The following is a 14,677-nucleotide window of genomic DNA, read 5'->3' as shown; positions in this document are numbered from 1 at the left end:
ATAAATCCAACTCCATTCTTTTTATCTTAGCAATAAAATTATAATGGATAATTTATGTATTGGGGAGATGTTTTTACATCTCCTTTATTTTTTTGCTACCTTTGCCTACTAAAATTATACTCTAACGGTAGAAAAATGTTTCATAAGAATTTAAAGAATTTTCCTAAAGACTTTTTATGGGGTGCTTCAACATCAGCATACCAAGTAGAGGGAGCATATAATGAGGATGGAAAAGGGCTATCAGTTCAAGATACAAAAGAAGTGATAAAGGACACACCAGATTTTAATGTTTCTAGTGATCACTATCACCATTATAAAGAAGATGTAGCCTTATTTGCGGAAATGGGCTTTAAGACCTATAGATTTTCAATATCTTGGGTAAGAATATTTCCTAATGGAGTAGGAGAAGTAAATCCTAAAGGAATCAAATTCTACAATGATTTAATTGATGAGCTATTAGCACATAATATAGAACCATTAATTACTATGTATCATTTTGATTTGCCAGATGCACTTCAACAAAAAGGTGGCTGGTCAAATAGAGAAACCGTTGATGCATTTGTAAATTTTGCTAAGGTATTATTTGAGAACTTCGGAGATAAGGTAAAGTATTGGTTAACTATCAATGAGCAAAATATGATGATACTTCATGGGGCAGCAATTGGTACAGTTAATCCTGGTGCTAAAAATATCCAAAAAGAATTATATCAACAAAATCACCATATGATGTTAGCGCAAGCTCAAACAATGAAGTTATGTCATAAAATGTGTCCTAAGGGTAAGATAGGACCAGCTCCAAATATTAGTTCTATTTATCCTGCAACTTCAAAGCCAGAGGATGTATTAGCAGCGCAAAACTTCTCAGCAATTAGAAACTGGTTATACTTAGATATGGCAGCCTATGGTAGATATAATGCTATAGCTTGGAGTTACATGGTTGAAGAGAATATTGAACCAACGATAGAAGAGGGAGATATGGAAATACTTAAGGGTGGAAATCCAGATTTCATAGCATTTAATTATTATTGTACAGCTACTGCACAAGAGAGCAGAATAGAGGATAAAGGTGCAAAGACATCAGGTGGAGATCAACAAATATCAACTGGAGAACTTGGAGTTTTCAAGGGTGCACAAAATGAAAATCTTCAAAAGACTGAATTTGGTTGGGAAATTGACCCAGTAGGATTTAGGACTACATTAAGAGAGATATATGAAAGATATAATTTACCATTAATAGTCACTGAAAATGGACTAGGTGCTTATGATAAGGTTGAAGAAGATGGAACTATTATTGATGATTATAGAATAGATTATTTAAGAAAACATATAGAACAAGCAAGATTAGCAATAACCGATGGGGTAGAATTATTAGGATATTGCCCATGGTCAGCGATTGATTTAATAAGTACACATCAAGGCTTTAAAAAGAGATACGGATTTATATATGTAAACAGAGATGAATTTGATCTTAAGGATTTAAGCAGAATTAAAAAGAAAAGCTTCTTCTGGTATAAGAATGTTATAAAGACTAATGGAGAAGAAATATAAGAAATTTTTAAGGGAACCTGCGAAGGTTCCCTCTTTTTCATTCTTTAGGAAATTATATTAATTAAAAATCTATAGTAGCTACAGTTTCTCTTTCAACTAAAAGATTGTCCAGTAGTATTCTCTTACTATATTTATTATCACAATCTATTTTATCTAAAAGTAAAAGTCCAGCATTAACACCTAATCTAAACATATTCTGATCCATGGTGGTTAATTTTGGTTCTACAAATCTACTTAGCTCTATATTATCATATCCAATTATAGATAAATCCTTAGGAACGTTTATGTTTAATTTTTTGCAAGCATTAAGTGTTCCTACAGCCATAAGATCATTACAGGCAAATACAGCAGTTGCTTGGCTATTTTTAAGAACTTTAAGCATTATTTCAGTGGTAGTATCAACCGTATCACTATTGTTTCCTCTGCCTATATTTATAATATTTTCGGCTACAAAGATATTAAGTCTCTGCATGCATTCAATATATGAAGTTTCTTTAATATCATAGGAGTAACTGTCCTCTCCCCTAAGGAAGAGTATGGTTTTATGATTATTATGTAAAAGATGCTCTAGAGCTAAATTAGCACCTAGAGCTTCATCATTAGAGACTGAAGAAATATTATTGATATTTGTATAACCATTTACAAATACAATAGGAATCCTTTTGGAGATGTCATTATAAAACTTTTTCTTAATGTTATCTGTATTTGGATCAACAACTATAATTCCAGATACATTTCTAGATAAAAGGTTATTTACACATTTTTTCTCTTCAATATTATCATTATTAGAGCAAGTAAGAATTAAGGAGTAATTATGATCCTTAAGCTTTGCTTCAATACCCGTAAATACTTCTGGGAAAAACATATTATTAATGCTAGGAACTACGACTCCTACAGTAGTAGATCTCTTTTGGGTAAGCTCACGAGCTTGCATATTAGGGATATAATTAAGTTCATCAATTACCTTTAATACTCTTTCTCTAGTTTCTTTTTTAACGGGGTAGTTTCCATTAGTTACTCTAGAAACCGTTGCAACAGATACTTTTGCTTTTTCAGCTACTTCAACTATAGTGACCTTCATAATTTTTAATCCCCTTACAATATATTAATAAATCTATCAAAAGCAGCAGCTCCATCTTCAGTTCTTTTAAAGACACCTGCATGAGATAATACCTCTAGAAATTTAAGACCTACCTCTTCCTTTAATATTAAATCTACATTTTCTTCTGATATATTTGAATGTTTTTTAGTAAGGTAATTATACCATTGAGAATGTTTTGTTACAATTTCATCCTTGGATATATCCTCAGTCTTTGAAAGAAAATAATGTTTAATTATATTTAATTCATCCTTCAACCTTGCAGGTAAAACTGCTAGTCCCATAACTTCAATTAAACCTATATTCTCTTTTTTTATATGATGTACATTAGAATGAGGGTGGAATATTCCAAGGGGATGTTCATCAGTGGTCCTATTGTTTCTTAGGACTAAATCAATTTCATAGTAACCACTTCTTTTTCTAGCAATAGGGGTTATTGTATTATGGGGTTCACCCTTAGTGGTGCTTAATATGCTAACAGATGAATCAGAATAATTTCTCCATTTAGTTAATATATGATCTGATAAAGAGATTAAACTAGCTTTGTTTTTACTTGAGAGTCTTAATGCTGCCATAGGCCATTTTATCCTTCCTATAGAAATATCACTATATCCAGTTATAGCATAGGATTTTTCTATTGGTGCAGTTTCCATAGCAAAGGTATAGTTTCCCCCTTGATAATGATCATGTGAGAGAATTGAACCTCCAACTATAGGTAAATCAGCATTAGATCCAGCAAAATAATGTGGAATTATATCAATAAATCCAAGTAAATTTTCAAAGGTATCCTTACAAATTTTCATTGGAATATGCTCTTCATTTAAAACTATACAATGCTCATTATAGTAGGTATAAGGAGAGTATTGTAAAAACCAATTTTGGTTGTTAAAACTCATTGGAATAATTCTATGAGTCTGCCTAGCAGGATGATTCATAGAACCCGCAAATCCTTCATTTTCTTTACATAATAAGCATTTAGGATAAGAAGTAGATTTAATTAATTTAGCTTTTGCTATATCCCTTGGATCTTTTTCAGGTTTTGAAAGGTTAATAGTTATATCTAGTTCTCCATATTCTGTTGAAGCTTTCCAGGCTAGATTTTTATCTGTTCTACTTTTTCTAATATAGTTTGAGGCTATACTTAGATTAAAGTAGTAGTCAGTGGCTAATTTAGGCGAAGTCTTATATAATTCATTAAATTTATGGATGACTTCAGAAGGCCTAGGCATTAAACAGTTCATAATTTTAGTGTCAAACAAATCCCTTTCAGTAACAGTATTCTCTATCATATTATTTTCTACAGCGTAATCTAATATATTTTCTAAAATAGAAGTAGGCGTATCAAAGGCCTCTTCTACGTTAGTTTCTTTGAATTCAGTAACATTTAAAAGGTCCATTAATGTATTTGTACAATAAATAATGTCCTCTTTAAGAATAAGATTTTTTTGCAATGCAAAATTTATAAGTCTGTTTATTTCATGATTGATCATAATAACACCTCTTTTTAAATAAGTTTTCTAGCACCATCCGAAATATTTACAACATAAAAGCTTGGTTCATAACCAATTTTTTCAGTATATTTTTTAGTTAATTCTTCAATGAATAAATCCACAAATTCTTCCTTTATAAGAGTAACAGTGCATCCACCAAAGCCTGCGCCTGTCATACGAGAGCCAAGTACACCTTCTATATTCCAAGCTAGTGATACTAAGGTATCTAATTCTATTCCGGTAACTTCATAGTCATCCCTTAAAGAGATGTGAGATTTATTCATAAGCTGACCAAAAAGTTCTAGATTATTATCTTCTAGTGCCTTTACTGCTTTAAGGGTCCTCTGGTTTTCATAGATAGCATGCTTTGCTCTCTTTGCCATTATAGGATTTGAAACAGAGTCCTTTATATTTTCAAATTCCTCTTCTGTTAGTTCACATAAACAAGCAATATTTTTAACCTTTTGGAGCTCAGCCAAAGCTGTTTCACATTCATTACGTCTTTCATTGTACTTAGAATCAGCTAATCCACGTTTCTTATTAGTATTTGCTACTATTAGCTTGTGTCCAGTCATATTTAGTTCACTGTAGCGATATTCAAGTGTATTACAATCAAGTAGCATTGCACAATTCTCTTTTCCCATACCTATAGAGAACTGATCCATAATTCCACAGTTAACACCAATAAACTTATTTTCAGCCTCTTGGCACATTTTAACCATACTTATCATATCTATATTTAGGTTAAATAAGTCATTTAAAATAACAGCAGTTAACACTTCAATGGAAGCAGATGAAGATAGACCGGCCCCGTTTGGAATATTACCGTAAAATAATATATTAAAACCAGTAGGGATATTAAAGCCATGATCCTCAAATGTTTTAATAACACCTTTAGGATAGTTGGCCCAATCGTGTTTCTTTTCGTAGGACAGATTATCTAAGTTAAAGTCTATTGTTCCTAATTGTTCAAAATTTAAAGAGTGCACTGATATCTCTCTATCCTCTCGTTTGGAGACAACAGCATATGTTCCAAAGGACAGAGCACAAGGAAACACATTACCTCCATTGTAGTCTGTATGTTCTCCAATTAAATTAACTCTACCTGGAGAAAAAAACACGTTTTCAGAATTAGTCTTGAAAGTAGTAAAAAAATTATCTTTTAAGTTGTTAATAATAGTCATTTTAAATCACCCCTTTACTTTATAGTAAGCGATTACTATAAAAAAGTAAATAACAAAGATAAAATAAATTTAGTTTCACAGATTATGGCGAATATAGGTGAGGGTAGTATTAGAAATTGATTACTAGAATTAGAGGCTAATTAGGAAATTATTTGAAAGGAATTAACATTTAATAATTGGATAAACTAACCTTATCAAAGAATAAGGAGAGTTTATTATGAGAAAGAAAAAGATAATTACCAATTTACTTATAGGAAATTTAACGCTTGTTTTTTTATATTTATTAGGAAAATTTCAAATTATTTATGACTTTACAGAGGTTTTTCTTTGGGTCATAGTTAGTCCTATAATTTTTGGAGTATTTCTATTTTACATATTGAGGCCATTAAATAGACTTTTTACTAAAAAAGGGATTAAGAATTCCATAGCATCAACTATTACTATTATGATTGCACTAATTATATTTGGCTTTATAATTATGCACTTTGGAAGATATTTAAGTGAGCAGATTTATTATTTAAAAGAATTAATCACAAAAAATGTAGAAGAAGAAAACATTGTAAATATTGGAAAAGAGTATTTAAAGAATAATAGCATAACAGGGTTTATAGAAAATATATCAAAGCAATTTATGGGATACATAAGTTTATTCTTCTCAAATCTAAGAGAAATGTTTAATAAAGGAATGATGGTGTTTTCAAATATATTACTAGTTATTCTAGTTACATTCTTTCTACTTAAAGATGGAGGAGAGTTTAAACAATTAGTATTAAAATATTCTCCTGAAAAGTACACCGAAGTAACTGGTGAAATATTAGATGGTGGAGATACGGTATTATCCACTTATATAATTGGTCAGGCAACGGTGGCCCTATCACTAGCTATTATGATTTTTATAGGTTATAAGCTTATTGGAATGCCAAGTGCTTTACTATTTTCTTTTACAACTTTTATACTAGCGTTTATTCCTTTTATAGGATTCTTAATTTCTATGATTATTCCTTTTATTATAGCTACAACACTAGGAAGTTCAATGCTAATTAAGCTTGCAATATTATTTCTAGTAGCCCAAACTCTAAAAGGGAGAGTTGTAGTACCTCTAATTATGGGAAAGATTATGAAGATACATCCAATAACTGATATATTTTTAGTGGTAGGGGCAGCTGCCTTAGGAGGTCCTATTGCTGCTTTTTGCATTGTGCCAGTTTATTCTCTTATTAAGGTTATTTTAAAAAAGCTTAGGGAAAAGAAAATCCTTTCATTTCCATGGGATGTTGATAAGACAAATAAGGTATAGTAATATTAGTACTATAGAGAATAAACAATTAATTAAGGGGTTGTCGAAATGGGCTTTCGCAAGAATTTAAAGAATGCTAAAAGAATAGTAGTTAAGGTAGGAACATCGACCTTAATCTATGAAAATGGAAATATAAATTTGACTAGAATTGAAAAATTAACTAGAGTTCTATCAGATATTATGAATTCAGGCAAAGAAGTAGTGCTAGTTTCATCAGGAGCAATCGGTGTAGGCATTAGTAAGTTAAAGTTAAAAAAGAAGCCACAAAGTATAAGACAAAAGCAGGCAGTAGCAGCAGTTGGACAATGTGAGCTTATGCACATATATAGTAAGTTTTTTGGAGAATACAGCCACATTGTAGGGCAAGTATTATTAACTAGGGATGTGGTAGAGGATGAACATATAAGAGAAAATGTTTGTAATACCTTTGAAACTCTACTAGAGCATACAATTATTCCAATTGTTAACGAAAATGATACTGTTGCCATTGATGAAATAGAAAACATAGTGAATTTTGGAGATAATGATAAACTATCAGCTATTGTAGCTGGTTTATGTAATGCAGACTTATTAATAATACTATCAGATATAGATGGTTTTTATGATTGTGATCCTAGGAATCATGAGGATGCAGAGCTTTTAAAGGTAGTAGATACTGTAACAGAAGAACTTGAAGAATGTGCTGGAGGAGCCGGAACAAATCTTGGCACTGGAGGAATGATAACTAAGCTTGAGGCAGCTAAAATAGCGGCAGAGTTTGGTATAGATATGGTTCTTGCAAATGGAGATGAACCAAGCATATTGCTTGATATTATAGATGGAAAAGATATTGGTACATTTTTTAAAGGAAATGAATAAGGGGGAAGAAAAAATGAGTAAATTAATTGAAATGGGGAAAAGAGCAAAAGAATCATCATATATACTTATGAATGCCACAACAACTGAAAAAGATAACGCATTAAATAAAATGGCTGAGAAGTTAGCAACCTATAGCGAGAAAATATTAAAAGAGAATAAGAAGGATTTACAGATAGCTATGGACAAAGGAACTTCAAAGGCTATGCTTGATAGACTTTCATTAGATGAGAGTAGAATAGAAGGTATGGCTGATGGATTAAGACAATTGGTAGGACTAGCTGATCCAGTTGGAGAAGTGACTTCAATGTGGAGAAGACCTAATGGACTTCAAATAGGAAAGCAAAGAGTCCCTTTAGGGGTTATTGGAATAATATATGAATCTAGACCAAATGTTACCTGTGATGCAGCCGGTCTTTGTTTAAAGGCAGGAAATGCTGTCATTTTAAGAGGTGGTAGTGAAGCTATTAATTCTAATATGGCTATTGCTAGTGCTTTAGCTGAAGGAATAAAAGAGGCAGGTCTTCCTGAATATTGTATTCAATTAGTTGAAGATACAAGCAGAGAAGTAGCTACTGAAATGATGAAACTTAATGATTATATAGATGTTCTTATCCCAAGAGGCGGAGCAGGCTTAATTCAAGCAGTAGTAAAAAATGCCACAGTTCCTATAATAGAAACTGGCACTGGAAACTGTCATGTATATGTAGATAGTAATACGGATTTAGAAATGGCAAAAAATATTGTAATAAATGCAAAGACAACCAGACCTTCAGTATGTAATTCAGAGGAAAAACTTATTGTTCATGAAAGTGTGGCAGAGGAATTCCTACCTATAATTATCAAAGCTCTAAGAGAAAAAAATGTTGAGGTCAGAGGAGACGAAAAGGTAATGAAGATAGTTGATGATATTAAGAAAGCAACAGAGGAAGACTGGGGCAAGGAATATCTTGATTATATAATTAGTATAAAGATAGTATTTAATATAGATGAGGCTATTGCACATATAAATAAGTATGGGACAGGTCATTCAGAAGCTATTATAACTAAGGATTATGATAATTCTCAAAGATTTTTACAAAGAGTAGATGCAGCGGCTGTTTATGTTAATGCATCAACAAGATTTACTGATGGATGTGAATTTGGATTTGGTGCAGAAATTGGAATAAGTACTCAAAAGTTACATGCTAGAGGACCTATGGGATTAAATGAACTTACAACTAATAAATACATTATTTATGGTAGTGGACAGATCAGATAATTATATAAAAGATCAAGGTAGAGAGGGTTTTAAAATGGGAAAGAAGAAAAAAAATATAATTATTATATCAAGTTTATTGGGTACCGCTATAATAGGTGGACTAGTATTTGCAGGGAATTACTTCTATAACCTAGCAGTAAATCCTAATGCATCAAAGGAAATGGTATTTGGACCTGAAAATGAAACTGTAGAAGCTAGTACAAAGGAAGAAAAAGACAAGACAAGAGTAGCTTGGATTATGGATAGTTTAAATTATAAGGATTCCTATAGAATATCAGCGGATGGATTAAAACTTCATGGATATGAAATAAATAATACAGTAGAAACTAAAGTTTGGGTAGTTACAGTTCATGGATATATGATACAAGGAAAAGACATGTCTGACTATGCAAAGGAATTTTATGGAATGGGATATAATGTTTTAATTCCTGATTTAAGAGGACATGGTAAAAGTGAAGGAGATTATATTGGAATGGGCTGGGATGACAAGGAGGATATTCTTAGCTGGATTAATTATATAATTGAAAAGGATAGTAATGCTAAGATTGTGTTACATGGGGTTTCTATGGGGGCTGGAGCTGTTATGATGACCTCAGGAGAGGAACTTCCTAATAATGTTAAAGCAATAGTAGAAGATTGTGGTTACACATCAGCTTGGGATGAATTTTCTTATCAATTAGAATCTCTTTTTGGATATCCTAAATTTCCAATTTTAAATATGGCAAGCTTAGTAACAAGGGTTAGAGCTGGCTATTGGTTAGGAGATGCTTCAGCTATTGATCAGGTGGCAAAAGCAAAGGTCCCAATGTTATTTATACATGGGGATAAGGATGAGTTTGTTCCCTACTATATGCTGGATGAAGTTTATAATGCAGCTAATTGTGAGAAAGAAAAAGTAACAATTGAAGGGGCTACACATGCAGAAGCATCCACTACTAACCCTGAATTATACTGGACAAGCATTGAAAACTTTATTAATAAGCACTTAAGCTAGAGGAAGGTAGGTAAGAAATTTTATGGAATGGAAGGTTAAGAGTTTTAATGAACTTACGGTTAATGAATTATATGAAATTTGCAAAGCAAGATTTCAAGTATTTACATGTGGTCAAAGAATATATGAAGAAAATGATTTTGACGATATAGATAAAAAAGTATATCATCTATTCCTTCAAGATGGAGATAAAGTAGTTGCCTATGCAAGAGTAATTCCAAAGGGGATTACCTATGAAGAAGCGGCGATAGGAAGAGTATTGGTTTTAGATGAATATAGAAGACGCGGTATAGCCACTGAACTTATGAAAAGGTCTATTGAGTTTCTTAAGAGGGAATTGAAAGAGGATAAAATTGTTATATCTGCGCAGGTTTATGCAAGAGGTCTTTATGAAGCTGTAGGATTTAGAGATGCATCTGATATTTATAATGAGGTTGATATTCCACATATAAAGATGATATTAGATTAATAGTATAAAAAAAGGATCATTTAGATATGCTAAACTCAATAAGCATATTTCTATAGTTCTCATAGCTTATAAATGGCTTATATAAAAGAGCCCTATTTAAAATATCTTATTAGTACAATAATAAGAGTTTAAATAGAGCTTTTCTTATGGAAAAACAATCAATTATTATAAAATTTAAAATGATATGTGAATCCATTGTATGATTAACTATAAGAAAAATAAAAATCATTAATATCTTATTTTTCTTATAGTTAAGGAGATGATTAAATGAAAAGGCAGATTAGTAATAACTTGTTACTTGACACGTTATTCTTATTAAGAGATTTCATTAACAATAACTGTAAGCTAAATCTAAAAGTATCAGTTAGTAATACTAAAGAGATTGTATCTAAAGTTGATAATAATATGTTTTTTAAAGCAGGGCAATTACTTATGTTTTTTTTCATCACAAATGTTAATAATTTGCGGAGGGAAAATATAAAGTATGATAAAGAAACATTTTATATTATAAATTCACCAGTAAACAAGATAGATGAAAATTATATAAAAAGCCCAACATCTGAAAATATTATTGTGGATATGATATATAAATCAACATATAATAAAGAAGTTTTACCTATAGAAGTAGAGAGTATTAGTAGAGAAAATTTACATGAACTAAAAAGAGGATTTGAGTTAACTTATAAAACAATGATAAATGAAAAGATAAATTTAATAAATTTTTTGCAAAAGTGTGAGTTGAAAAATAGTTACTTAAATTTAATTAAAGATATAAAGCTTTTAAATCCCCATGAGCTAAATGTACAACTTCAATTTATTGAATTAAGATATAGCAAAAATCTTATTAAAAATGAGCTATTAGAAAAAGTAATATCCTGCAAAGATAACTATGATGAGTTTATTAGTGCGAGTAGTGAACTTTTAGATTTATTTATTAAAAATGCTATAATTGGGTTTGGTGAAAATGGTTTAGAGTTAATGTGGATAGGGTATATTGATGAAAGCTTAGAAGCTATTAAATATAGAAATATTTATATAGCAATATTTTTTGAATATATTGGGGAGGTAACATCAAATAAATATTATTTGCAAGCAACTAAACATTCAGTAAATCCCTTATTAACGTATATAAACAATTTAAATGATGATGAAAAACTAGTATATAATGAGGAATATTATGAAATGTTAAAGTTATTATATCTATTAAATGATTCTATAGAATTAAATTATATAGAATTAGATAAGGTCATCCAAAAGAATACAAAAACATTTTCTTCAATGGCTTTAAGAGAAAAAATTAGATATAGTTCTAATACAGATAAAATAATTTTAGAGTTCATTCAAAATAAGAGTTTAGATGTATTACATTCTGTGATATTGGAATCAGTTTTAATTTAATATAGAAAATAGAGATTAATAAATGAGTTGTTACAAATGAATTAAAACATTTTGTAACAACTCATTGTTTTTTATAATTAGAATTTTAAAGAATGTTAGCGTTTTATATATATAATAGTGCAGTTATTATAAAACTTATAATATTTGTTTCATAAATTATATAAGTTTTATGAGTATTTATATAAAGTAATTTTAATTGCTTTTATGTTGGTATAATACTCATATAACAGGGTTTATAAAAAGGGGGATTTCATCGTGCTTAAAGTATTCATTTGTGAAGATAATAATACAAAAAAAGAGAAGTTTGAGAAGATGATTAGAGATATTATTATTATTGAAAATTTAGATATGGAGATAGGTTTATCAACGGATAGACCAAAACAGATACTTGACTATTTAGATAACAATGAAGTTAGTGGATTATATTTTCTTGATGTAGATTTACAAAGGCAAATGAATGGAATTAATTTGGCGGAAAAGATAAGAGAATATGATCCTCGAGGATTTATAGTTTTTGTAACTACCCATGCTGAAATGAGTTATTTAACTTTTATGTACAAGGTAGAAGCTATGGATTATATTATAAAAGATAATTATTCTAATATACAAAGTAGAATTCATAAATGTATATTAAATGCAAATAAGAAGTTTTTATCAAAAACTACTGAACTTCAAAAGAATTTTACTATAAAGGTAGATGATAAAATTATAAGTATTGAATTTAGTAATATATTGTTTTTTGAAACTTCTCAAACCATACATAAGGTAATACTTCATGGTGAAAATAGAATAATAGAGTTTTATAGTAAAATGAAAGATATTGAAGAAAATTTAGATAGTAGATTTTATAGATGTCATAGATCTTATTTAGTAAATAAGGATAATATAAAAGAAATTGATAAGAATGAAAGGGTAGTGCATATGATAAATGGTGAAGATTGTTTAGTATCTACAAGAGCGATAAAGGGGTTAATAAAAATCATGGAAAGTAATTATGTTGCTAGTTTAACATATAAAAAAGACAGCTTATTAATATAAGCTGTCTTTTTTAGTATAAGTAAATTTGTTATATATATTTTTTTTACTTACTCTTTTTACTTTTCCCTGCATATATACAAATAAATATTGCTACTATTACAGCAACTAAAACTGATGTTTCCATAATATCAAACTCCTTTATTAATTCTATTTATCGGTATTGTATATTAAAATTTATTAATAACACTCATTATAGTAATAATTGATAGTTCTAACATAATTATCGCAGAAATCAAGGGTTGATTTTTTCTTTTTATATATATAACACACTAAAATTTACAAATTTACAAATTCATTATTATTAAATGGTATATTTATCTAAAGTAAGGTATTAAAAGGAGGATCATATATGGAAAAACAAAGTAGGGATATAACTTATTTAGATATAAAAAATTATTGGTTTACACTTTTCCCTGAGTTAAGTTCTATGGATGAGTTAGACAAAATATTAGAAGAAGTGTCTCATATCAAAAAAGATAATATAGAAAGTTTTATAGAAGACTATGAAAATAAAATTGAAATAGGTGTAGATGGGTTGTTTAAAAAGGAGTCTTCAATTGTTTTAGAAGACATAAGTTATGATATAAAAAAAGAAGTTTCTTTTTACAATTTTTTCAAACCAATATTAAATTTCTTTATAGCTGATTGTTATGAAAAAATTAAATGCTTAGATATTATTGAGAATCCAAAGACTTTTATATCATGTTTTATAAAGAATGAATGTATAAAATTATTGGAATTTTCTCAAAGAATTTTAGTTCTAGAAATTAATATTGCTAGATTAAACGGTAGTCTTAAAGGAAGTACAAAAGAAGAGCGGTTTAATTATTATACAGATACTATTTTAAATGATAGTGATTATTTAAAGTCAGTGTATAAAGAGTATTCATATATGTATAAAATACTAGTTAATAGATGTAAGTGGGATTTTGAATTTATATTAGAAGTTTTAACACATACAAAAGAACATATGAGTGAAATAAAAAGTTATATATTAAATTCTAATGAAGATATAAAAGTTAAGACTATAGTATCATCATTAGGGGATAGCCATAAAAGAGGTAGAACAGTATCTATAATAAATTTCACCAACAGAGATAAGGTTATATTTAAGCCAAGATCCTTAGAACTTGACAACGGGTTTAATAAATTTATAGATTATTTAAATGAAAAGCATAATGATGTAAATAGTAATCTTTATAAGGTCAAAGTTATAAGCGGTGAAAATTATGGATTTTGTGAATTTATAGAACGTAAAGATTGTAATAATGAAGAAGAAGTAAAGCAATTTTATTATAGAACAGGTAAACTTTTAGGTGCTCTTTTTGCTTTAAATGCAAAAGATATACATCATGAAAATATTATAGCCATGGGAAATCAACCTGTAGTTATTGATTTAGAAGCATTATTCCATTCTGATGTAACACTTATGGATAAAAGGTTCTTTAAATCTATTGAAGTAGCTCAAAAAATTATAGAATCTTCCGTATATTCTATTGGGTTCTTACCCCAAAAAATATCAAATCCCTATAATAATGACTCTTCAACTTATGTAGATGTTAGTGCCTTTGGTGGAGAAGAAAATCAAGCTGCTCCTTTTAAAGCTTTTAAGTTGGTTAATAGTAATACTGATGAAATAAAGATTGAAAAAGTAGAAGGTTTTATTGAATCTCAAAATAATAATCCCAAAGTTAATGGCGAAATAAGAAAATCAGAATATTATATAGATGAAATAAAGCAAGGTTTTGCAGATATATATAGTATTTTATATGAAAATAAGAATGAAGTAGTAGAGCTTGTTAACTATATATTTAAGGGTATGAAAAACAGGTTTATATTAAGACCTACTTATATATATGGTCAGCTTATGAATACAAGCTATCATCCGGATTTTATGAGAGATGAAATTCATAGATATATAGTAAGCGGTTAATAACTCGTCACGTTGACAGTCATTAACCGCTTATTTTCAATCCTTTTTATTTAAATAGCATTCAGCAGGAAGATTACTCCATGGAAATAGTGATTTAAATAAATCTGGATCATT

At 29.3% G+C, this 14,677-nt stretch carries 12 protein-coding genes; 9 read left to right on the top strand and 3 right to left on the bottom strand.

Features of this window, described 5'->3' with window-relative positions; all coding sequences use genetic code 11:
- The first annotated feature begins 135 nt into the window (after window positions 1-135).
- Window positions 136-1,548 (top strand): glycoside hydrolase family 1 protein, encoded by a 1,413-nt coding sequence (locus tag CLVI_RS16205; protein WP_106061160.1) that lies wholly within the window; start codon window positions 136-138, stop codon window positions 1,546-1,548.
- A gap of 61 nt (window positions 1,549-1,609) precedes the next feature.
- On the opposite strand, the gene CLVI_RS16200 is transcribed toward CLVI_RS16205, so the two are convergent.
- The 3 genes from CLVI_RS16200 to CLVI_RS16190 are packed head-to-tail and all read right to left on the bottom strand — an operon-like array spanning window position 1,610 to window position 5,321.
- A complete protein-coding gene (locus CLVI_RS16200) occupies window positions 1,610-2,629 on the bottom strand; it encodes a LacI family DNA-binding transcriptional regulator (protein WP_106061154.1) in 1,020 nt (339 codons plus the stop codon).
- A 14-nt stretch (window positions 2,630-2,643) separates the two neighbouring features.
- Window positions 2,644-4,137, bottom strand: a complete 1,494-nt coding sequence (gene galT, locus CLVI_RS16195) for a UDP-glucose--hexose-1-phosphate uridylyltransferase (protein WP_106061152.1) — start codon at window positions 4,135-4,137, stop codon at window positions 2,644-2,646.
- Window positions 4,138-4,151: 14 nt separating this feature from the next.
- Complete coding sequence (locus CLVI_RS16190) at window positions 4,152-5,321, bottom strand: galactokinase (RefSeq protein ID WP_106061150.1); 1,170 nt, start codon at window positions 5,319-5,321, stop codon at window positions 4,152-4,154.
- Between the two features lie 217 nt (window positions 5,322-5,538).
- Here CLVI_RS16190 and CLVI_RS16185 point away from each other — a divergent pair, with 217 nt between their 5' ends.
- From CLVI_RS16185 to lanM, 8 genes are all read left to right on the top strand, one after another.
- Window positions 5,539-6,618, top strand: a complete 1,080-nt coding sequence (locus CLVI_RS16185) for an AI-2E family transporter (RefSeq protein WP_106061148.1) — start codon at window positions 5,539-5,541, stop codon at window positions 6,616-6,618.
- 48 nt (window positions 6,619-6,666) lie between these two features.
- Window positions 6,667-7,476, top strand: coding sequence for a glutamate 5-kinase (gene proB, locus CLVI_RS16180; protein ID WP_106061146.1), 810 nt, complete (start codon window positions 6,667-6,669; stop codon window positions 7,474-7,476).
- A 13-nt stretch (window positions 7,477-7,489) separates the two neighbouring features.
- Window positions 7,490-8,734: a glutamate-5-semialdehyde dehydrogenase gene (locus CLVI_RS16175; RefSeq protein ID WP_106061158.1), complete on the top strand. Its 1,245-nt coding sequence runs from the start codon at window positions 7,490-7,492 to the stop codon at window positions 8,732-8,734.
- Window positions 8,735-8,768: 34 nt separating this feature from the next.
- Window positions 8,769-9,728, top strand: coding sequence for an alpha/beta hydrolase (locus tag CLVI_RS16170; RefSeq protein ID WP_106061156.1), 960 nt, complete (start codon window positions 8,769-8,771; stop codon window positions 9,726-9,728).
- 22 nt (window positions 9,729-9,750) lie between these two features.
- Window positions 9,751-10,194 (top strand): GNAT family N-acetyltransferase, encoded by a 444-nt coding sequence (locus tag CLVI_RS16165; RefSeq protein WP_106061144.1) that lies wholly within the window; start codon window positions 9,751-9,753, stop codon window positions 10,192-10,194.
- A 267-nt stretch (window positions 10,195-10,461) separates the two neighbouring features.
- Complete coding sequence (locus CLVI_RS16160) at window positions 10,462-11,592, top strand: hypothetical protein (RefSeq protein ID WP_106061142.1); 1,131 nt, start codon at window positions 10,462-10,464, stop codon at window positions 11,590-11,592.
- A gap of 255 nt (window positions 11,593-11,847) precedes the next feature.
- Window positions 11,848-12,630, top strand: coding sequence for a LytR/AlgR family response regulator transcription factor (locus CLVI_RS16155; RefSeq protein ID WP_106061140.1), 783 nt, complete (start codon window positions 11,848-11,850; stop codon window positions 12,628-12,630).
- Between the two features lie 349 nt (window positions 12,631-12,979).
- Window positions 12,980-14,563: a type 2 lanthipeptide synthetase LanM gene (gene lanM, locus CLVI_RS16150; protein ID WP_106061138.1), complete on the top strand. Its 1,584-nt coding sequence runs from the start codon at window positions 12,980-12,982 to the stop codon at window positions 14,561-14,563.
- The last annotated feature ends 114 nt before the right edge of the window (window positions 14,564-14,677 follow it).

Source organism: Clostridium vincentii (assembly GCF_002995745.1).
Classification (GTDB): domain Bacteria; phylum Bacillota; class Clostridia; order Clostridiales; family Clostridiaceae; genus Clostridium; species Clostridium vincentii.
The sequence above is the reverse complement of the archived record's forward strand: the minus strand, read 5'-3'. Positions and strand labels throughout refer to the sequence as shown.